At 48.4% G+C, this 21559-nt stretch carries 20 protein-coding genes and 1 pseudogene; 20 read left to right on the top strand and 1 reads right to left on the bottom strand.

Annotated elements, in window-relative coordinates; translation table 11 throughout:
- From HPY71_14130 to HPY71_14035, 20 genes and pseudogenes are all read left to right on the top strand, one after another.
- Positions 1 to 275: hypothetical protein (locus HPY71_14130; GenBank protein NPV54630.1), on the top strand; the 275-nt coding region annotated here is incomplete at its 5' end.
- Positions 276 to 384: 109 nt separating this feature from the next.
- A pseudogene (locus HPY71_14125) lies at positions 385 to 665 on the top strand (hypothetical protein).
- Positions 666 to 847: 182 nt separating this feature from the next.
- Positions 848 to 2080: an O-antigen ligase family protein gene (locus HPY71_14120; protein NPV54629.1), complete on the top strand. Its 1233-nt coding sequence runs from the start codon at positions 848 to 850 to the stop codon at positions 2078 to 2080.
- A complete protein-coding gene (locus HPY71_14115; GenBank protein NPV54628.1) occupies positions 2052 to 3515 on the top strand; it encodes a hypothetical protein in 1464 nt (487 codons plus the stop codon). The genes HPY71_14120 and HPY71_14115 overlap by 29 nt, the downstream gene beginning before the upstream one ends.
- A 44-nt stretch (positions 3516 to 3559) precedes the next feature.
- Positions 3560 to 5263, top strand: coding sequence for a hypothetical protein (locus tag HPY71_14110; GenBank protein ID NPV54627.1), 1704 nt, complete (start codon positions 3560 to 3562; stop codon positions 5261 to 5263).
- Positions 5220 to 6293 (top strand): acetylneuraminic acid synthetase, encoded by a 1074-nt coding sequence (locus tag HPY71_14105; protein ID NPV54626.1) that lies wholly within the window; start codon positions 5220 to 5222, stop codon positions 6291 to 6293. The genes HPY71_14110 and HPY71_14105 overlap by 44 nt, the downstream gene beginning before the upstream one ends.
- Positions 6294 to 6503: 210 nt before the next feature.
- Entirely contained in the window at positions 6504 to 6791 is a 288-nt protein-coding gene (locus tag HPY71_14100) for a transposase (protein NPV54625.1), read from the top strand.
- A gap of 117 nt (positions 6792 to 6908) precedes the next feature.
- Positions 6909 to 7457, top strand: coding sequence for an IS3 family transposase (locus HPY71_14095; protein ID NPV54624.1), 549 nt, complete (start codon positions 6909 to 6911; stop codon positions 7455 to 7457).
- On the top strand, positions 7393 to 7773 hold the full coding sequence (locus HPY71_14090) for an IS3 family transposase (GenBank protein ID NPV54623.1): 381 nt from the start codon (positions 7393 to 7395) through the stop codon (positions 7771 to 7773). Before HPY71_14095 ends, HPY71_14090 begins: the two co-directional genes overlap by 65 nt.
- Before the next feature lie 62 nt (positions 7774 to 7835).
- Positions 7836 to 9095 (top strand): glycosyltransferase family 4 protein, encoded by a 1260-nt coding sequence (locus HPY71_14085; GenBank protein ID NPV54622.1) that lies wholly within the window; start codon positions 7836 to 7838, stop codon positions 9093 to 9095.
- 86 nt (positions 9096 to 9181) lie between these two features.
- Complete coding sequence (locus tag HPY71_14080) at positions 9182 to 10147, top strand: glycosyltransferase (protein NPV54621.1); 966 nt, start codon at positions 9182 to 9184, stop codon at positions 10145 to 10147.
- Positions 10125 to 10901, top strand: a complete 777-nt coding sequence (locus HPY71_14075; GenBank protein ID NPV54620.1) for a polysaccharide deacetylase family protein — start codon at positions 10125 to 10127, stop codon at positions 10899 to 10901. The genes HPY71_14080 and HPY71_14075 overlap by 23 nt, the downstream gene beginning before the upstream one ends.
- 272 nt (positions 10902 to 11173) lie before the next feature.
- A complete protein-coding gene (locus HPY71_14070; protein NPV54619.1) occupies positions 11174 to 12193 on the top strand; it encodes a polysaccharide biosynthesis protein in 1020 nt (339 codons plus the stop codon).
- A 3-nt stretch (positions 12194 to 12196) separates the two neighbouring features.
- Positions 12197 to 13312 (top strand): capsular polysaccharide biosynthesis protein CapF, encoded by a 1116-nt coding sequence (locus HPY71_14065; GenBank protein ID NPV54618.1) that lies wholly within the window; start codon positions 12197 to 12199, stop codon positions 13310 to 13312.
- A 4-nt stretch (positions 13313 to 13316) separates the two neighbouring features.
- Positions 13317 to 14450 (top strand): UDP-N-acetylglucosamine 2-epimerase (non-hydrolyzing), encoded by a 1134-nt coding sequence (gene wecB / locus HPY71_14060; protein NPV54617.1) that lies wholly within the window; start codon positions 13317 to 13319, stop codon positions 14448 to 14450.
- A 950-nt stretch (positions 14451 to 15400) separates the two neighbouring features.
- Positions 15401 to 16537: a glycosyltransferase family 4 protein gene (locus HPY71_14055; GenBank protein ID NPV54616.1), complete on the top strand. Its 1137-nt coding sequence runs from the start codon at positions 15401 to 15403 to the stop codon at positions 16535 to 16537.
- 167 nt (positions 16538 to 16704) lie between these two features.
- A complete protein-coding gene (locus tag HPY71_14050) occupies positions 16705 to 17358 on the top strand; it encodes a sugar transferase (protein ID NPV54615.1) in 654 nt (217 codons plus the stop codon).
- Positions 17359 to 17756: 398 nt separating this feature from the next.
- Positions 17757 to 18680, top strand: coding sequence for a GNAT family N-acetyltransferase (locus HPY71_14045; protein NPV54614.1), 924 nt, complete (start codon positions 17757 to 17759; stop codon positions 18678 to 18680).
- A gap of 25 nt (positions 18681 to 18705) precedes the next feature.
- Positions 18706 to 19863 carry a DegT/DnrJ/EryC1/StrS aminotransferase family protein gene (locus HPY71_14040; GenBank protein ID NPV54613.1) on the top strand — a complete coding sequence of 386 codons (1158 nt, stop codon included), beginning with the start codon at positions 18706 to 18708 and terminating at the stop codon, positions 19861 to 19863.
- 65 nt (positions 19864 to 19928) lie between these two features.
- On the top strand, positions 19929 to 20150 hold the full coding sequence (locus HPY71_14035; protein NPV54612.1) for a hypothetical protein: 222 nt from the start codon (positions 19929 to 19931) through the stop codon (positions 20148 to 20150).
- A 238-nt stretch (positions 20151 to 20388) separates the two neighbouring features.
- Here the strand turns inward: HPY71_14035 and HPY71_14030 are convergent, their stop codons facing one another.
- Complete coding sequence (locus tag HPY71_14030; protein ID NPV54611.1) at positions 20389 to 20952, bottom strand: hypothetical protein; 564 nt, start codon at positions 20950 to 20952, stop codon at positions 20389 to 20391.
- Between the last annotated feature and the right edge of the window lie 607 nt (positions 20953 to 21559).

Raw genomic sequence — 21559 nt, 5'->3', positions numbered from 1 at the left:
GCGCATCCGTTAGCGTGTATCACGAGGAACTCAAGGCAGCGGCTTTTTACAATGAGACGAAGGCTTTCCAAAAGGACAAGGCGATCCGCGCCAGGATAGAGCCGAAGTTTGGCGAGGCAAAGAGATTCCATGGCATGGCGAGGGCTATCTACCGGTGTCTTAAGAAGGTGGACCTCCAGGTACGCCTAACGGCAATTGCTTTGAACATAAAGCGCATCTTCATGCTGCTCCAAGAGCTGAAGGTTTCGGCACTTGCAGAGCCTATAGCGGCTTAGGGAGTAGTGTGCCCTTTTCCCCGCAAGGCCCCTAAGAGGGGCTGGGAGGGAGGGGGTACCCGGGCTAACACACACCAAATCCCACATGTTGTGGGGCTATATGGAGATTATGGCATTATCTCGTTTATCAAGGTGCAGTCCTTGCTCCCATTTAGTTGGGAGAAATCAGCGGTCTCGAGGGGTTTTGTTAGCTGAAAAGCCTGATTGGGTGCTGGTGTACGATGATACGAATTCCACCTTGGCCGGTGCGCTGGCTGTGGTGAAATGCATATTCCTGTGGCTCACGTGGAGGCAGGGCTACGGTCATTTAATCGGGAGATGCCAGAGGAGCTCAACCGGATATTGACGGACCGCGCGTCTGACCTTTTGTTTGCGCCTACGAAGACGGCTATCGGTAACGGATCAACTTTATAAAGAATTAAGGTAGGCTGGCTTTCGGGGTGGTCACTTACAGTCATTCGAGATATCAAAAAGCTGTGTTGCGATTGCCGAAACATTGCTTCGGAACTATCGTGAAATTTTTGTGTCTCTCGGTCCCGCCCATATATGGTTTATCCGGTGTCGGGATACTTGTGTACGGGATCATAGTAGGTGCACTAAGTTTCTTGGATCCGGCATGGGGCGTATTCAGCATTTTCGTAGTGTGCGAGAACTATGGAATTGCTCTGTTGGGACCCGAGGTTTCGGTTGTGAGACTGGTCGTTCCGGTTGTGGTACTCGCTATTGTTGCGAGGTACTTATTGCGCCGACGGTTCCCCAGACCCGACCAAGTGTGGATACTCACAGCAGTGTTTTATGTCTATGCGTGCGTGGTCAGTCTGATCTTCGGTCACTTGAATGTCAGAATGGTGGCGTTTATGTTATCGTCTTTGATTATTAGGGCCCTTGTCACGCATGATAGCGTGGTTCTCAAGCGGGTACTCAGCCTATATGTTCTGGCTACTTTGATTTCTGCAGGGGTGGGTCTAGTGAAGGGCGGCTACATCGTGGGAGGGCGTTCTTTGTATCGCTTTATCGGTGGGTTCACGGATCCAAACGTATTCGCCAAGTACTTGCTGATCGCTCTCACTGTTGTTCTGTTCAGTAGGGCAATAGGGTCGAGACTCCTAAGAAGGGTGCTAGCTGGGACCTTAATTGTATTGACCATCTTTACATATTCGAAAATGGGTATGTTGGTTGCGGGGGTGCTCATCCTGGCCTACCTCGTAACCAGGGTGTGTTCTTTGAAATCTGGCAGAACCTACCGTAGTGGGCTGGTTACCGTTGGATTGCTTATCGCGCTAAGCGTTACACTTGTTTTTCTGACGTTGCGCTCTATCCCTCTTGTCGGGAACGTCGTTGAAAGGTTCACGGTTGGGCTTAGCCACCCGTTGAATGCCGATCAGTTTTTGGACGCATTAACTACCAAGAGATGGAGCTTATGGAACGCCTCTGTTGATGCTTTTGTGAACTCAGACTTAGCGTCGCAGGTCTTCGGAACGGGATATAATGCCTCACGAGAGGCTCTTCAGCTCATCGTTGGTGAATTGAAATCCACACACTCGGTGTTCTTACAGGTCTTACTCGATTTTGGCCTGTTAGGATGTATATTGTTCATTTTCATCTTGTTGCTGAGCCTTGATTGGCGCACGGCACATTTCGCTACGTTCATTCGTACTAACAGTTTGTGGTTTACGTATGTAGCAACATTCGCTGCGTTAGCTTGGATATTTGACTGGAGCAATCTGCCATTTTTTGCCTGGGTGGGGACACAATCCTTCCGGGAGATAAGTAACCTTGAACAGGGGTGTCATGATGGAGATTAACACGGAGATTGATGAAGTGCTGAACAGATTTCTCGGGGTGGAAGATGCAGGTGATCTATCAGATTGGGAGATCGGCAGGATCAAGCTGTGGCCGATCGTTCGGACCGAATTGCTTTTCCGTCTATTGGACTCCAAGGGTCACGTTCGTAAGCAAGAAGTACCTCTTACCGTGTCAAAGTATGTAAGTTTGTTAAGGACGTTGCTGCTTGATTCGCCGAGACAGCTCTTCCAAGTAAGGCAATCTCCCATTGCTGCCCTTAGTTCTGCCTCGATGCGGCGGTTAGTAGTTGAGGGCAAATACTTTGATGTCATTTACGACTTTTACCGCAGGGTTATTCCGAACATGATTATTCTTGAGGACCCCTGGAGTGCGTCTCATGTACTTCCTCGTTTTAGCCCGGCTGTGGTTGATCTGGATTGGATAAAGGTGTGCGGTACACTTCTTGGGCCAATAAACCTCGTATACAAAAGGCGCATCAGGGATTTTATGAATTACGTGTGCAACTTGTTATCAGAGAGTGGACTAGCAGTCAACCGATTAGCGAAAAACGCTATGGAGGTCTTTATAGCGAGGAGCCTCATCGAGGCCTTTCTGCTCCGTCGGCTACTCGTACAGATCCGTCCTAAGCTGCTGTTCCAGCATTGCGCCTCGTATGGCGGCCGTAGAGCCATTATCTGCAAGATGTGTAGGGAACTCGGCATCACCACAGTGGAAGCGCAGCATGGCGTCGTAAATAGATACCATCCTGCTTATAACTATGCGCCCGGTTACTGTAACAGATTTAGCGAGTACCTACCCGATTACTTCTTGACTTTCGGGTCCTATTGGAGTGAAGAACTAGGGCGATTCCCAGTGAAGAAGGTAGTGATCGGCAATCCGTATTTGATCGAACAGAAGAAGGCTTTTCATGAGAAGGGGGCGCGGGGAATTTATTGTGGAGGTCGAGCGGAAAGACAACATATGGTGCTGATTATCTCTCAGCCTACCGTGACAGAGGTGACTGTGTCCCTCGCGGTACGTCTACGAGAGCTTCTGCCATCCAAGTATAGTATCGTATACAAACCTCATCCGGCTGAGACGCTCTCTATTGAGCAGAAGGATCTACTAGGTCGCAAGGCTGGGATACAGGTGCAGACGGTGGAACTATATACCCTACTCAACGACTCGATGTGCGTTGTAGGAGTATATTCAACCGTCCTATTCGAAGCGGTCGCGTTCGGTAAACCTGTATTTGTGGTGAACAGCCCTATATCTAGGGCATATATACCAACTCGCATCGGTCACTTTTTTGAGTCCGTAGAAGAGCTCGCTCAGAATATTGTGGAGGGTGATCCTGTGGGTTTTGGACCTGTTCCCGAGGATCTTTGGGCGTCAGATTGGGAGAAGCGTTTAAGACAGTTTATGGACACAGTCTTGCCAAGTACCGAAGCATAAGCCACTTAAGACTGTGACCAAATTTATGCTGGGGGGTTCCGACCGTGCTGAAGGTTCTAGCCGTAATTCCCGCGAGGGGTGGATCTAAGTCCATTCCGAGAAAGAACATGCGACTTCTCGCGGGTAAGCCGCTGATATATTATATCCTGACAACGGCGTTACGTTCAAAGCTCATAACTGATGTAGTAGTTACTTCCGATGACGATGACATTCTCCGATATGCGTCGCAGTTTGGCGTTATAACGAGGAAGCGTCCAGCGTACCTCGCCGAGGATACCGTAACCTTGGATCCTGTAGTTAATGATGCGCTGGATTTTGCAAACGCCTTAGGGGGAACGGAATATGATCTCGTCGTTACTTTGCAGCCAACTTCTCCACTCTTGAGATCTGAGACGCTCGATTGTGCTATCGAGACTTTGATACAACAGAATCTTGATACGATCATTTCTGTTGTTGACGACACTCACCTTATGTGGAAAAAGATGGGTGATCAGGTAGTACCTGACTATGATCAACGCCTCAACCGACAATGGCTCCCGAAGAAGTACAGGGAAACAGGTGCTTTTGTTGTAACTCGGTCGATGTTTGTTACCGCAGAATCACGCCTAGGCAACAGAATCTCTGTGTACTGTGTCTCCGAGGATGAAAGGGTAGACATTGACTCCCCGACAGACTGGCTAGTATGCGAATCCTTGCTAAGGACACTGACAATTGCAATCGTTGTCAATGGGAATTCGACGATAGGGTTGGGACACATTTACCGGGCTATCACAGTGGCCGATGCATTCCTCGGCCATAGAGTGCGCTTTTACACCTACGAGAGCGAGGAGGCGGCTATCCATCTCGTGAGGCAGCACGGGTACGACATCGAGGAAGTCGATAGTGAAAACCTTATCAACAGGATCAAGTACTTTCACCCTGATATCGTTATAAACGATATCCTTGATACAAGTCCAATCTACATTCGTCAACTAAAGAATATAGGGACTTTTGTTGTAAATTTCGAGGATCTTGGGGACGGAGCAGCGGATGCAAATCTTATCTTCAACGATCTTTACGAGCTCGCGGATCCACCACCGACGCACCGGTTTGGCCACAAGTACTTTTGCTTATCATCACATTTTATGATCGAGCCGCCTTCGGTATTCAGGGTACCTGCTCGGCGGCTTCTTATAACTTTTGGGGGTATCGACCAAAACAACCTTACCCTTAGGGTGGTTAGTATAGTGCCGCGCATTCTGAGAGACACGTCGATTGAGAAGGTTGTTGTTGTCGTTGGGCCAGCCTTTGGGGCTCGCGCCCGACTGAGAGAAATGATCGATGAACTACATCCCGATGTAAAGCAGAGAATCGAGGTCTTTGAGAGCGTCGGCAACATGGCTGCGCTGATGAGAAACGCAGATATCGCTGTGACGTCGAACGGAAGAACTGTCTATGAGCTAGCAGCGGTGGGGGTGCCTACAGTTAGCATAGCTCAAAACGACAGAGAGACTTTACATCTTTTCGCAAGGTACCACCGTGGAGTGAGATATCTCGGAGTAGCCTGCACCGTGACAACAGGCGACATATTACGCTCGGTCCTAGAGATCTGCAGCGATGATTCGCTAAGAAAGAAGATGTATGATGCTCAGATCGGCGTGGACCTTAAGAGCGGACTGAGGAGAGTTATTTATGAGATAGTACAGGAATATTGGAGGTGGAAGGATGCGAGAAATAGTAATCGGGAAAAAGAGGATCACCAGGGATGATTTCCAGAAGCCCTACATAATCGCTGAAGCAGGGGTAAACCATGAAGGAAGTATCGAGATTGCCTGTCGTATGGTTCGGGAGGCGGCCGAAGCGGGTGCCGATGCAATCAAGTTTCAGATGTACGCGGCACAGGCGTTGGCCTCGAAGAATTCTCCGGCGTACTGGGACAGGACTATGGAACCTACAGGTTCTCAATATGAGCTGTTTAAGAAGTATGAAGGCTTTGGTGGGCTGGAGTTCGAGCGGCTCGCAAGCGAAGCCGAGAGTGCCGGTATTGATCTATTGGTGACACCTTTCGACAAGAAATCTGCGGATATTCTCGAGCCGTTTGTGCCAGCCTATAAAGTCGCTTCAGCGGATATTACCAATATCCCCCTAATTGAACATATCGCAAACAAGGGGAAGCCAATTTTGCTTGCTACAGGGGCCTCCTCTATCGAGGAGATCTACAGGGCAGTTTCTGTGATTCACGCTCTAGGAAACTCCCAGGTCGCGCTATTACACTGTATTCTCAACTACCCAACTGCTTACGAGAACGCGCATCTCGGGATGATCATCGGAATGTCCAGGGCATTTCCAGACCTCGTTATTGGGTACTCAGACCATACTCTGCCGGAGAGGATGGATGATGTACTCTTGGTTGCGTGGCTTCTAGGGGCTAGAATCATCGAGAAGCACTTTACATATGATAAGTCACTTCGAGGGAACGATCACTACCACGCGATGGATAAAGATGACTTAGCGCGTTTCATAAGGAAACTAGATTTTGTGACCAAAATCATAGGCTCGTGCGAGAAGCACTATCTACCTTCCGAGGAGGTTTCGAGGAGGAATGCCAGACGCAGCCTAGTTGCTCTACGCGAGATCGCACGTGGACAGACGATCACGGCGGAGGACATCACCTGCAAACGTCCAGGGACAGGAATCCCCCCGACCATGATTGATTATGTTATCGGTGGAGTCGCTCTTGACGATATACACGAGGATGAAATCTTTGCATTCAGCAAGGTCCGGCTTAGAGATTGCTGAATGCCATTTGGTATCCTACGCTGGTACAAGGTGAGTGCTGTTTAGCGAGCATTATCAGCTCCATAGGTACGGGCGATGACGATTTGGATAACGCGGTGGCAGAGAGCTTCCCTACTGCCATGCTAGAAACCGGGCTACTCGACCTGCCCCTACCCCAGTTTGATGGACACATAGAAAGGCGGGTATAATCTAAGCAGGAGGGTGTCCATCATGGCAGGGGAATGTAGGAATTACGACAGGGCTTTTAAACTGGAAACGGTACGCCTCATCACTGAACAGGGTTGTAGTGCATCCTCGGTAGCAAGGGACCTTGGAATCCACGAGAGTGTCCTACGCCGCTGGGTCAAGAAATATCAAGAGGACGGAGAACACTCGTTCCCTGGTAAGGGCCATTTAAAGCCAGAGGATGAAGAACTTCGTAGATTGAGACGCCGAAACGCTGAACTAGGAGATTGCTCGAAAACCTTCACAGCCTTCATATGTTGTAGCCATCCTTAGGAATTGTCCCAAATATATTGTGGGATGTAGCCCCTTCGATAGGGTTTCCGAGCATATTCCTAGAAGAGGAAGTTGCCATCCTAAAAAAGCTGTTGCCATCTTCACAAGGCCCCCCAGATAAAGTATGAATTCATCCATAGTCACCGCTCCGAATTTGGGGTAGAGAAGATGTGCCAGGTTTTGGAGGTATCCCGGAGCGGATATTATGCATGGCTCGATAGACCTAAAAGCAGCCGACAACAGGAGGATGAAAAGCTCCTTGTGCATATTAAACAGGTTTTTGAGAAGTCACGGCACCTATACGGCTACCTTAGAGTGACCCGCAAGCTCAATGTTGATGGGATCAAGTGTGGCAAGAACCGAGTTGCCCGTCTCATGCGGGAGAATGGGCTGCAGGCTCGCACCAAACGGAAATTCAAGGCCACAACGAATTCCCGGCACGATTATCCAGTGGCTGAGAATGTTCTCGGCCGAGGGATAACGGTGAGTGGACCGAATCGGGTGTGGGTGGGAGACATTACATACATTCCTACAGATGAGGGCTGGCTCTACCTGGCTGCAGTGATGGACCTGTATTCCAGGCAAAATCGTCGGATGGGCAATGGACCGGACAATGACACAGCAATTGGTCATAGATGCTCTACAACAAGCACTGGGCCGGCGTAAGCCCTTACCTGGGCTCATCTATCATTCAGATCGAGGTAGTCAATATGCGAGCCACAGCTATCAGCAACTTCTCAAGGAACATGATATCATATCCAGCATGAGCAGAAAAGGGAACTGTTATGATAATGCCTGTATGGAGTCGTTTTTTCATACCCTTAAGGTCGAATTGGTATATCTGACCAGGTATCGGACGAGGGCAGAGGCCAGGCAGAGTATTTACGAGTATATCGAGTTCTACTACAACCGGATTCGTTTACACTCTGCTTTGGGGTATAAGAGCCCGTGTGAGTATGAACGAGAGAGCCTAGCCGCCTAAATTCGTGTCCATTTTACCGGGGTAAGTACAGTATCCTCAATGACCGTGAGCTTACTGCCCGAATGAAGATCATTGGTGGTGTACCGATGCGTATAGTACATATAGAAGCATACTACCCATCAAAGCTTGGCTATCATTTATCGTATATTGCTCCGTACCAGAAACGGAAAGGCAATGATGTATTTGTCATTACATCAGACCGCCTGTGGCCATCGCAAAAGGACTATGAAAGTACGCTTCGGCCCATCTTGGGGCCAAGATGTGTTGCTTCGGGAGTCTATACCGAAAATGATGTGTCAACCTATAGGCTAGGATCATTCGAATATAAGGTAATCTGTTACTTAAGAGGTCTCAGGAGACTTCTTGAGCGTATCCGACCCGATATGGTCCACGTACACCATGTGTTTTGGAATCCAGCAGCGATTCAGACAGCCTTATGGAAACCCAAGCTAGGATATGGGCTCTTATATGATTCTCACGTGGCCGACTACAATACAAATCTAAGAGGTACAATGATAAAGAATATGGTGAGTATGGGATTCCAGTTATATGTTTCTCCACTATTGAAGCATCGCGCTGATTTTATTACGGCAATAGGGGAATCTGAGCGAGATGTTTTATGTAGGGAACTTCGATTGAAACCAGAAGACATCCCAATTATCCCTCTCGGTACCGACATACAAGCATTCAGGTTTGATGCCCAGCGCAGGTGTGCGGTCCGGCAAATGCTTTCTATAGGGAATGAGGAACTAATGATATTGACTTCGGGAAAGATAACCCGGGATAAGGATATTCCCATTTTATTAGAGGCGTTTGCCAGGGTGGTAGCTCTTGGCATACCATCTCGGTTAGTCATAGTCGGGAATGGACCAGAGGACTATCTTGGGAATCTAAAGAAGATCATAATGCACAATGAATACCTTCAGGGTAAGGTTACTTTTATAGGTGCTGTTCCCCATTCCGACTTGGTTTCCTATTACTCTGCTGCTGATGTGGGTGTCTGGGCTGGCGGGCCTACCATCAGTATACGAGAAGCGATTGCATGTTCGCTCCCCGTTATCATTGCTGATAACACTACGTGTGGTTATGCGTATTCCGGTGAGGAATTAGTTTCTAGAGGTAATGGAGTACGCTTTCCTCGAGGGGATGCTTACGTTCTATCTGAACAGCTGGTAATGCTTTTTAGAAATGACCGCGCACGCGAACACATGAGAATGATAGCAAGGCGTTTTGCGGAGGAGGAACTAAGTTGGGACGTCATTGCTGACAGTTACCTTGAGCTTTATAAGGAAGCGCTTAGGAGAAACCACCGAGAATCCTAGTACACGAATTTCTGTATATTCATACTACGATGAAGAATCTACGGTGAAGTCGGGGCTTTGAGAATGTCTGCGAGGTGCTATCTCCTATGGGTAATCCTACAATATCGGTCATAATTCCGACAGTTGGGCGATCACAGCCCCTATCAGATTGCATTGAATCCATTCTATGCCAAATAATGCTCCCGACGGAAATAATCGTTATTGATTGTTCGACGGGGCAACGAGCTTACGAGGTTCTTGCACGCTATCAGGCCCAAAGTGAGACGCTAGGGGTCTCGTTGCGGTATATCCATTCCGATGTGTCAAATGCGTCCTTGCAGAAGAATGTTGGGATCTCTGCATCCCGCGGAGACATTATATGCTTTTTGGACGATGATGTCCTGTTGGAACGAACGTATCTGTCCGTAGTGATGGAAGCATTTAGGTCGCATCCAGATGTAGTAGGTGTGGGCGGATTTATCTTGAGCCCTAAATCAGATAGTGGCCCAAAACTCTGGTTTAAAAGGATGTTCCTAATGAACCATGATCATGGTTTCGGGGTGATGCAACGATCTGGGTTCCCGGCCATGCAGCTTGGGCGAAGGGACATTGAGAGACCTACCGCTACGCAACTCCTTATGGGCTGTGCCTGTTACAGGCGCGAAGCGATCGCTCAGTATGGGGGATTCGACGAAGAATTGGGGATTACGCATGTCTGGGAGGACATAGACTTGCCTTGCAGATTGTCGAAGTATCATGGGTTACTATATGTCCCCGAAGCGCGAATGACTCACAGGCATAGTCCTGGCGGGCGCATGTCGCTGACCAGGTATTCCGCTTGTTACATGTATAACCATTTTTACCTCTTTGATAAATTTGTGCCTCATACGCCGTTCAACTGGTTATGTTTTGTCTGGTCACATATCGGGTCTATCATATATATGCTTGTGCTCGGGCTAACAACTGCTAATCCCCTTGCTGCATTGCGGGGCGTGTCTAGAGGGAACTTATGGATAACACGGCGTATTCTCAGAGGCTGGAGGCCTACTTATGATGTCGTGGCTGAAATGTAAACTCGTGGCAAAACACACATTGGCAGCGACTGTAGGTGCGCTAAGCACTCATCTTAGAATAAGACGCGAAGGGTGTATAGTCCTTTGCTATCATGATATTGTGGGGGATATGCCTATACTCAACTATGACACGGTCTGTAGTGTAGTGCTTGAGAGGTTCGAGAGCCAGATTCTATTTCTCAAGGACCAAGGATTTAGTTTCGTGAGCCTTTCAGATTTGGCAGAATCTCTCGAAAGAAAGGTCGTACCTACACGGACTATTCTGATCACCTTCGATGACGGGAAAAAGAGCTTCCTGGACCGGGCGATGCCCATACTCCAGAAGCATAGCATACCGTGCGCCGTTTTCTTGATCACCGGCCTTATTGGTTCATCAGCCGAGTGGCTGACATGGTCTGATATCTGCGCTCTTGATTCTTCAGAAATGGTGGAGTTCGGCGCACATACAGTCAGTCATCCCAAGTTGACTGATTGCTGCTGGGAGGAGATCAAACGTGAGGTGAACAACTCGAAAACGACAATTGAGGAGCATCTTGGGCACCGTATAGCTGCCTTTGCGTATCCATACGGGCGTCATAATCGCGAGGTGGTGAATGCTATGCGGCGGGCAGGCTTTACGACCTCATTTACCACAAGGTATGGGGCCGCGAATGGTATGACGGACCCGTTTCGAATCCCGAGGATAACCATATGCGTCGACGATACGCTGAAGACATTTGGTAGGAAATTGGCTGGGGCATATGATTGGCTTTGATTGCCATATGCGTTCGGTTGGGTATATGGATGTCCATGAGCGGTTCCCAGATGTACGAGGAAGTAGATTTGTAAAGCGGATTACGGAAAGTCGGATAATGTTGTCATCCTTGATATGTCATGCGAGCCGATTGTCTACAAATCCCACACCTTAATGTAAGATGGGGTTGAAGGGTTACAGATGTAGGTTTCCAATACCTTACTACCCCTATTTTAAGGGTCTATGGCACGACTACGATTTACTCCGTGGACTGAACAGGAGCTGCTAAGAATATGTTTAGTAACAAGGTTCTTCTCATCACGGGCGGGACAGGTTCGTTCGGTAACGCAGTTCTAAGGCGATTTCTCAATACTGACATAGGCGAAATCCGCATCTTTTCTCGTGACGAGAAAAAACAGGATGACATGCGGAGAGCGATTGGAAGCACCAAAGTCAAGTTCTTTATTGGTGATGTGCGCGACTACAACAGCGTTGCTGCTGCCATGCACGAAGTAGACTACGTCTTCCACGCGGCGGCCCTGAAGCAAGTACCCTCCTGCGAATTCTTCCCGATGGAGGCCGTAAAGACCAACATTATCGGTACAGACAATGTGTTGAATGCCGCCATAGCTTACGGAGTAAAGAAAGTCGTGTGCCTTTCAACTGATAAGGCGGTATACCCAATAAATGCCATGGGAATATCAAAAGCGATGATGGAGAAGGTAATGGTGGCCAAATCTCGTACAGTGGATGCCCAGAAGATCACGATATGTGGCACTCGCTACGGTAATGTGATGGCTTCTCGTGGTTCGGTCATCCCTTTGTTTGTCCAGCAAATAAAAGCTGGCCAGCCGCTGACCGTAACTGACCCCAGGATGACGCGTTTCCTGATGCGCCTTGACGAGGCGGTTGAATTGGTTCTGTTTGCTTATGAAAACGGGGCCCCTGGGGACATTTTCGTCCAAAAAGCCCCAGCCTGCACTATTGGTGACTTAGCCCGAGCCATTAAGGAGATCTTCAACGCCGATAATGAGATTAGGATAATCGGCACCCGTCATGGGGAGAAACTCTACGAGACTCTGCTGACCCGAGAGGAGATGGCTCATGCAGAAGACTTGGGGAAATATTACCGTATCCCCGCAGATACACGAGACTTAAACTACGACAGGTATTTCATAAAAGGGGAAGAACAGATAAGCTATGGGTCAGAGTACACTTCCCATAATACCGAAAGGCTCAATATCGAGCAGATTAAGGACAAGCTCCTTAGTCTTGACTTCATACAGCAGGAACTGGAAGATTGGAGGAAATAACACGTGAGAACCATACTTGTTACGGGCGCTGCTGGTTTCATCGGTAAGAACCTTTGTGCCGCCCTTGAACAGTATAAGGATACGGAGATATTGCGTTACGACCTCGGTAATACCCCCGAGGAATTGGCTGATTTTGCTGCCCGTGCCGATTTCGTCTTTCACCTGGCCGGCATCAACCGTCCGCAGAACCCAGAGGAGTTTGATAAAGGGAATCGCGGTTTCACCGTAGAACTGCTTGAGTTACTTGAAAAGGTGGGACGGAGAGTCCCAGTGGCTATGACTTCCTCAATACAGGCGGCGCTGGACAATCCGTATGGTATGAGCAAAAAGGCCGCCGAAGACGCCGTTTTCGAATGGTCACGTCGCACTGGTGTACCTGTTTACGTATACCGCCTGCCCAATGTTTTCGGCAAGTGGTGCAGGCCCAATTACAATTCCGTAGTGGCTACTTTCTGCCATAACATTGCCCGAAGGCTTCCTATTCAAATAAATAATCCTGACACCGAACTTACACTTGTCTATATAGATGACGTGGTAGCCGAGCTGATAGCTGCAATGAATGGCTCGGCTCATATTGGGGATGATGGTTTCTGCTATGTGCCGCGTACTTTCAAGGTCACGCTTCAACAACTGGCTGATGCATTATATTCTTTTGTTGAAAGTCGTAGCAGCCTCATGATGCCAAATCTCGAAGGCGATTTTGAGCGATATCTTTATGCTACCTATGTCTCTTATTTGCCGGATGATGGGTTTGGTTATGAGTTAGAGATGAAACAAGACAACCGGGGCTGGCTCGTAGAATTCATAAAGTCAAATCAGTTCGGACAGATATTCATTTCGCGCACCAAGCCCGGCATTACTCGCGGCAACCACTGGCATAATACTAAAATCGAGAAGTTCCTCGTCATTGAGGGAGAGGCCATTATAAGGCTCAGGAAGATAGGCTGTGAAAAGGTCATAGAGTACCGCGTATCAGGCGAACGGCTCAGGGTTATTGACATCCCTGCTGGATACACCCATTCCATAACTAACATAGGTAATTCCGATGTTGTCACTCTTTTCTGGGCCGATGAGATATTCCACCCGGAAAGAGCTGACACGTATTACCTGGAGGTATGAGACTGTGGGCAAACTTAAAGTAATGACCGTGGTAGGTACAAGGCCCGAGATAATACGCTTGTCCGAGGTTATCAAGGCATGTGATAGATATTTCAAGCATATCCTCGTCCATACCGGCCAGAATTGGGACTATACCCTTAATCAGGTTTTTTTTGAGGACCTAGGACTGAGACAACCAGACTACTATCTCGAAGCAGCTGGCAAAAGTCTTGGCGAGACTATAGGAAACATAATTGCACGTTCGTACGAGGTTATTGCAAAAGAGAAGCCAGACGCACTTCTCATTCTCGGTGACACTAATAGCTGCTTGTCCGCCATTTCGGCCAAAAGGCTCAAGGTACCGATTTTTCATATGGAGGCCGGTAACCGTTGCTTTGATGAAAATGTACCTGAGGAAATAAACCGTAGGATTGTAGACCACATTAGCGACATAAACCTACCTTATACTGAGCATAGTCGCAGATATCTGCTTGCTGAGGGTATAAGGAAAGAGCACATATTCGTTACGGGGTCGCCGATGACAGAGGTGCTCCACAAGAACATGGAGAAAATCCAGAGGAGCGAAGTACTGGATGAACTTGGGCTTGAACCTGATAAGTACATAGTTGTTTCTGCGCACCGGGAGGAGAATATTGATGACGAAGGAAATTTCTTCTCGCTTATGAGAGCGCTCAACTGTATAGCTGATCGATACCGTATGCCTTTGGTCTATTCCACGCACCCGCGCTCTTGGAAGCGTATAGAGGAGAGGGGCTTCAAGTTTCATCCTTTGATAAAACAGCTAAAGCCCTTCGGTTTCTTCGACTATAACAAGCTGCAACTCAATTCCTTCTGTGTGTTATCAGATAGTGGGACGTTGTCAGAGGAATCAGCTATACTCGGCTTCCCTGCAGTCCTGATAAGGACATCAACCGAACGTCCGGAAGCGCTAGACAAGGGAACGATTATCGTCGGTGGTATTGCTGAGCGAGATATTATACAAGCAGTGGAGTTATGCCGTGCTATGTGGGAGAACAAGGAGAAGACTGTGCTCCCATTCGATTATCATGATGACAATGTGTCGGTTAAGGTGGTTAAGTTGATACAGAGTTACGCGAAGATAGTGGACAAGTTTGTATGGGGAAAGCAGCAAGAGTGATGCGGAGAAAATGAGAGTACTGACCATGAATTCGGTTTACAAAATCGGTAGTACCGGTAAGATTATAGTGAATATACACGAGACTGTTGATTTTCTTCAGTTCTTAGCAATTCCATCCGGCAGGACTTCGAAAAATGGCCGCCGCGAACAGGCGAATTGGTAGCCAGCCGGAAAAGATCAACAGTCTCATACACAAAAGGTTGCTCGAAATTGGGCATGTTTCCTCCGTCGCCTACAAAAGAGGTGTTAAATTCTCAGAAGGACTTGGCATATATTGCGTTGGTTGGGATTCGGAAAGTAAAGGTACATGCAACGACTACTCGGTATTCATGCAGATGCGTCATGGTTAGGTACCAAAAAGCTACTCAAGTATGTCGATAACTTCAAGCCAGGCATTATGCACCTTTACAACCTTCATGGCTACTATGTCAATGTGTATATAGTAACACAGAGCACATAAATAGATATGACATATCAGTAGTGTGGATGCTGCACGATAACTGGACCTTCACCGGTAAGGGTGGTTATTTTTATGGCCGTTATAAGTGGTTGAATGGCTGCAGTAAGCGTCTCAATCTGAGGGGATACCCAGCCCCTTAACACTTGGTAGATCCGCTGCTTAGTGGAAAGGGAAATACAAATCTTTTACTTCGGTGCGCAGACTTGTGATTGTTACACCATCGTTATGGAAGGTCTGACCATTTTCCGTCACAGAGTTGTTAGACTACTAATAACGCAGGTAGATCAGACTGGGTTCCGAGGGGTTATGCTCATGCCTATCAGTACCAACTATGACAGGGCGAAGCGAATTTCTAAAGACCCTCGTTGAGAATAGGGGAAGTAATATGAGTTCTATTATTGTAGTAACTCCATATTTCTGGCCTGAAGTAACAGCAAGTGTCCCGCTAATGACGACATTATGTGAGGATTTGTGTCTTGCGGGTCATAAGGTGACGGTCATAACATCCTTGCCATATAGGGGTATCGATAATCAAACACGCATTGTATTTTTGAAAAATCGCAGCATTCCGGAGTTCTATAAAGGAGCCCAGATAATCCGTTTTCCGAATCCGTGGGCTGGACGGAAAGGCTTATGGATGAAGATCCTTGAGTACGGTATCTTTACGTTTTGGATTCTGGTATCATCTATGAGATTTGGCCGGAAGGCGGACGCTTTTCTTGTCCAATCAAGTCCTCCCTTTGCAGGACTATTTGTAAGCATGGCCACTATGATGAGAAGGGTCCCAATCATATATAACCTGCAAGATCTTTTTCCCGATTCTGCAATCAAGAGCGGGATTCTAAGAGGCAGATGGCTGATAGAGTGTCTAAGGTATCTCGAAAAGCTCACTTACAGAAGAGCGACCGTGGTTACCGCCATATCTAGGTCTTTTGCTGATCACGTTGTCTCCTTATCGCCCGGTTGTAATGTAGTAGTGCTTCCAAATTGGATCGATGTTGAGAGAATTGACTATGTTCCTCCATGCAACAATGAATTCCTTACTACCTGTGGTCTCAAGGGCAAGTTTATAGTATTGTATGCCGGGAATATAGGTTTTGCGCAGAATCTTGATGTAGTTGTGAATGCGGCGGCGGCGCTACGGGACAATCCAGAGATAGTCTTCGTTATCGTTGGGGATGGACAGCATAAGGAAGCTATCCAGGAAAAGGTGAGAGAGCTTTGTTTGTCCAATGTTTACATCTATCCGCTTCAGCCTGAAGAAAAAGCCGCTGAAGTTTATAGTATGGCGGAAATCGGACTTGTTACTGTGCGGAAGGGAATCGGACATAGTTCCATCCCTAGTAAGACCTGGATGATTATGGCATGTCGAAGACCTGTCCTGGCGGCTATCGATGATGATTCAGAGTTGGCTAAGTTCTTGAGCACGGAAGAGTTGGGGATAACAGTGCCCCCAGATGATCCTCAAGCTTTGTCTAAAGCTATAGTAATGCTTTATGAGGATGTGGGACTTCGCCAGCGATTGGGGGCAAGGGGGCGGCACTATGTTGAGCAGAATCTCTCTCGATCTTTGATCACGTCGGCTTATGACCGCCTGATCGAGAAACTGGTTTCGCTAAAGAGATAGGATTGCTCTAAGTGCTCCATCGATTTATTTTCAATTGTTTTGGAGGAATAGTTGGTAGATGCAACGAAAGGTAGTTTTCTGGGCGAGTTCGTGACAGGGTTCATATAACCTCCGTGCGTGTCGACATCGTGAGTCTGAATCGCCTAATCTCGTAAGGAAGTGGTATTGTGCCCAGGGATTTTGACAACCAACTATCCGTTACGTCTGTTTTTAAAGGAATTTTTGATAGAATTATCTCCGCCATATGTCTTGTGATCCTAAGCCCGGTTTTATTATTCGTTTCTTTTTTGATCGCTCTTGAAGATGGAAGACCAGTGCTGTTTACTCAGCATAGACTCGGAAAGGAAGGCCATACATTCAGAATGTACAAATTCAGGACGATGAAGTTTGGGAGTGACCAATCCCATGTCCTCAATCCGGATGGATCTCTCAAAACCTTTGAAGATGATCCAAGGATCACGCGTCTTGGTAAAATACTCCGACGGTACAGTCTAGATGAGTTACCCCAATTGATCAATGTTTTGAAGGGGGAAATGAGCCTTGTGGGACCCCGTCCCGACCTTCCTTTTCAACTAGAATTTTATACAGAGGAGGAGCGTAGGAAACTCAGCGTAAAGCCAGGTATGACAGGCCTTGCCCAGATTTCCGGGCGCAATACTCTGCCCTGGAAGGAACGCATTCATCTGGATATAGAATATGTAGACCGGATGTCCTTATGGTTTGACTTAAAGATTATGGTTCGTACTATGGCAAAGGTGATAATCAAGGAAGGAATCTACGCCGAATCCGTGGAACCACATAGAAGATCGAATGCTAGCTAGAAAATGCCCACATTTTTGTTCTCATATTATCCTGGCGGAACGCTGTGGTGAGACACTGCGCAGGAAATACATCCAGATAGACAAATGTGAATAGACGATAGGACTTAGAGATGGATCTAAATGAGTAATCGGCCTCTTCTATCTCAAGAGATGCAGGTTCGCTGGCCATAAGGCAGTGTTGAAGATGATCTGCGTGGTGAGGGGGAGGAATAATAATGATGATGATGATGGGACTACGCTCCCTTTCAGAATCAGATCTACATTTATTGGAGGCGCCTCTACAACAGTGGGCTGCCGCCCATCCTTCATTTGTCCCGGGACTTGGGCCTGGCGGAGTGTGTACAATCATGAGGGAAGAATTACGAAAAAGCTGCGTCGGTCCTGATTCCTGCCTCCTTATGATCGAAAGTGACCAGTTGGTGGCGGTTGCGGGCGCCCAAGTCTCTCAGTGGGATTCAGAAGCCCTTGGCACTAAGGTTACAAGGCTCGGCCCCATGATTGCCTGCGAAAGAACGAATTCAAGCGCTTTCAAGGGTGAATTCATACTGCGGAGTCTTGTCAGGTATCTGGAAGCAGAAGCGCGTGAACAGAGGATACGAGTACTTTTTGCGAGAGTGGATGGTAGGGACATCGAACTGGTGCGTACCCTTGAGTTGGAGGGATACATTCTCGCGGACTCGATAGTTACTCTGCATATGACCATTGATGCCGAGGGCAAATTAGTCCGAAATATAGCAGCATGCACGGGTCAGGCCGGGGTGGCCATGCTTCAGCCTAAAGGCATTCCGGAGGTACTACACCATGATCAACGCGCAATCCTGTCGACCCGCGGAATCGTAAGTGTGAGGCCCTTTCAACCATATGATGTGCAGGCACTGCGCCATATCGCGAGATGCGCGTTTCGTCACGATCATTTTCACAGCGATCCGCTTATCCATCAGTCCGCAGCCGATGAGGTTTATGTGCGGTGGCTGCAAAACTCCTGTGATGGCCGTGCAGATACAATATTAGTTGCCGAAGAACCAGGCAATTCTCCCAACCCTAGTGGGTTCATCACCTGTCGAATAGACAAAACAATCACGACCTTGACTGGCATTCCCCACGGCGTCATAGAGCTTGTAGCTGTTAGCCCTGAGGCTCAGGGGAAGGGAGTGGGTACGGCTTTGGTGCTGAGGTCCCTTGGGTGGTTCGCGCAACAAGGCGTCAGTAGTGTAGAAGTAGGTACACAGACAAGGAATTTGCACGCTGTGCGACTTTATCAGAAGGTGGGTTTCCGGTGCGTAGCATTTAGTCACACTTTCCATAAATGGCTTGTGGGCTAGGATCAACCCGAAGGAGGCACTTATTATGCGTTCAAAGTTCTTATCATTTTCTCCTCCAGCCATCTCCAATGAAGAGAAAGATGAAGTCGCCGCCACGCTATCGTCCGACTGGATCACGACCGGGCCGAAAACAAGAGACTTTGAGCTGCAGTTCGGGAAATTCATTGGCGCCAAGGCTTCAGTCGCCTTGAACTCTTGCACTGCTGCTCTGCATACAGCGCTTGTAATCTTGGGCATTGGGCCTGGTGACGAGGTTATCACTACACCGATGACATTTTGTTCGAGTGTTAATGTCATAGAGCACGTCGGGGCGCATCCAGTCCTGGTTGATGTGGAGCCCGACACGCTGTGTATATCACCGACTGAGATAGAGAAGCACCTGACGCCGAGGACGAAGTGCATCCTGCCGGTTCACTACTCAGGCCACCCATGCGACATGGATCCGATAATGGACATTGCGAAGGAGCGCGGTCTTCTTGTTGTCGAGGACGCTGCGCACTCCCTGCCCGCCAGGTACAAGGGACGGATGATCGGCACAATAGGCGATCTCACGGCCTTCAGCTTTTACGCCACCAAGAATCTCACCACCGCTGAGGGTGGCATGCTAACCGGGTGCCCGGACCTGATAGACAAGGCACGCATCATAAGCCTCCATGGGATGAGCAAGGATGCATGGAAGCGCTACGACAAAGGTGGATCGTGGTACTATGAGGTAGTGCTGCCGGGCTTCAAGTACAACATGACCGACATTCAGGCGTCCATAGGTCTCCAGCAACTCAAGAAGCTGCCGCAGTTCCAGCAGCGTCGCCGCGAAGTTGTGCGCCGCTACAACGAGGCTTTCTCGCAGTATCCGTACTTTGAGGTTCCGGCTGAACGCCTCGAGGTGGAGCACGCGTGGCATCTGTACGTCCTCAGACTTAACCTGGGGACCCTCCGAATAGACCGCGCTCAGTTCATAGAGGAACTCAAGGCGCGAAACATTGGGACGAGTGTTCACTTCATTCCCGTCCACCTGCATCCATATTACCGGGACAAGTACGGCTTTAAGCCCAAGGACTTCCCCGTGGCTTACTCGAACTACTTGCGCATGATAAGCCTACCGCTCCACCCCAGACTCACCGATGCTGATGTCAGCGACGTTGTCGAGGCGGTGGTGGACGTAGCTGAAACATTCAGGCGATGATTAAATGATCATATGATTTCCGCGTGGGTGGCCACGCAACATGCAGGCGCTTTATGAAAATTCATGTGACAGCGGACAGACCAATGATGTCCATAGCTACAGGCTATGAATATATTGGCTGTATTATCGCAGACCGACCGATGGAGGGGTTACATGAAACCCAGGGCGAAAGCCCCGGAATTTATTCCGAGAAGGATGTCAAAAAACTAAAGTCCATAAACACAAGGGAAATAGTCAGATACCGTCGAATGATAGTAGTAGCCCGCAATTCAAATCCATATAGTTAAGATAAAACTCAAGGTAAAGGTGAGAGAGATGACACGTCAAGAGTGGGAGTACAGAGTCCGTGAATTAGAGCTTGATCATATAGCTGCCGGGGGCTTTATTAGCCGTCGGGAAGCAGAGAGGATTGTAGAAGAGGTATATGGGCCAAAGCCTTCCGATGGGGACGGGGAATCGCCAGGTCGTGCCATGACTAAGCATGATTGATTCGTTGTGCGGGCAATTTAATTGCGCAAAGTGAGGTCATCTTGAGTAGACGGCCACAATGATGTGGACTTGACTCATTCTGCCATATAGCTTGATCAGGATGCCTATCGTTGTCGAGCTTCTCGCTCCTGCTGTAGTAGTAGGATATATACTCTTGCTCTTTGGGGCCATATCTGTCACTAAGTTAACGAATTCACAGACGGCTAGGGAAGCTACGACTCCGATATGGCACACCATAGAAGGAGGACCCCCTTGATCCTGATGCGTTTGTTTGCTGAGAGGCCTTCCGTCCTTAGACGGGTTTGCACCAGCTATCCCGTAACAACGTAGGCACGGTTCGTCGGGCATCAAGACCATCACCCGGCCCCCGATGGCTTTAACTCCTGAGGGCGTCTCTCCGTTCATCTGTATATCGCAACCTGCGTCGATCACAGGGATATAGTACTGACAGCCAAGACGATTCACCAACTCTCTGGTGGGCAGGGTATCAACGCAGCAGAAGATTACATCTACATCTTGGAGCCCAGCTTGGGCCTCCTTGCTCTCAATGGGCTGGTTAATGGCGTCGATGAGAAGTCGTCTGTTGAAGCGGAGGCCGATTTTTTCCCCTCAAGACTTCCACCTTTGCGATTCCGATATCCGTCTCCGTGGCATCAATCATGCGAGCTAGATTGTTTTTATCCCATGCTACCGTATCTGGAATACTGCCTGCTCTCCTTCTGCCGGGAATACGAAATGACATGTTTCGTCACAGGGTAAGGAAAAGCTCCATTAGACAATTATATGGAGCGACAAAGATTTATTTATGTATCAGACTCGCAGGAGTATGGGGTGATAAGGAGCAATGGGCCCAACAGAAACGACAGGAAGGGGTTTGGAGGGACGTCCGCGCGTATGATGCAGACGATCTGGTCGCCTGGTTGGAGCAGGCTCCCGCTGTTCACCTCTGGTTCTCGAAATTGATCGGCAAGTATCCTGACGACCTACATTTCGCACCCCTAAGGGATATGCGGTGACATTTTTTGAGGTCACATGTGAAGGTGAGATTTTTAGTAACAATTATACATTTATAGGGTTATCTGGTATATATTTACTTGTACTTTCCCCTGCTTTTATGTACAATGGAGGCGGGGGTGTTTCCTATGGTTCCATCCTTGAAGATATTTCACGCTGGGCCCGCTCCTCTTATCTCGGCATTGTTCGATGC

It is taken from the genome of Bacillota bacterium (genome assembly GCA_013178125.1).
Lineage (GTDB): Bacteria > Bacillota > SHA-98 > Ch115 > JABLXJ01 > JABLXL01.
Note: the sequence above shows the minus strand (reverse complement) of the source record. Positions and strands in the feature narration are given on the sequence as shown.

Coding starts and splice junctions, on each gene's coding strand:
- HPY71_14080 (NPV54621.1), top strand. CDS start 9,182: ATGGGTAATCCTACAATATCGGTCATAATTCCGACAGTTGGGCGATCA.
- HPY71_14070 (NPV54619.1), top strand. CDS start 11,174: ATGTTTAGTAACAAGGTTCTTCTCATCACGGGCGGGACAGGTTCGTTC.
- HPY71_14075 (NPV54620.1), top strand. CDS start 10,125: ATGATGTCGTGGCTGAAATGTAAACTCGTGGCAAAACACACATTGGCA.
- HPY71_14090 (NPV54623.1), top strand. CDS start 7,393: ATGGACCGGACAATGACACAGCAATTGGTCATAGATGCTCTACAACAA.
- HPY71_14085 (NPV54622.1), top strand. CDS start 7,836: ATGAAGATCATTGGTGGTGTACCGATGCGTATAGTACATATAGAAGCA.
- HPY71_14100 (NPV54625.1), top strand. CDS start 6,504: ATGGCAGGGGAATGTAGGAATTACGACAGGGCTTTTAAACTGGAAACG.
- HPY71_14040 (NPV54613.1), top strand. CDS start 18,706: ATGCGTTCAAAGTTCTTATCATTTTCTCCTCCAGCCATCTCCAATGAA.
- HPY71_14105 (NPV54626.1), top strand. CDS start 5,220: ATGCGAGAAATAGTAATCGGGAAAAAGAGGATCACCAGGGATGATTTC.
- HPY71_14045 (NPV54614.1), top strand. CDS start 17,757: ATGATCGAAAGTGACCAGTTGGTGGCGGTTGCGGGCGCCCAAGTCTCT.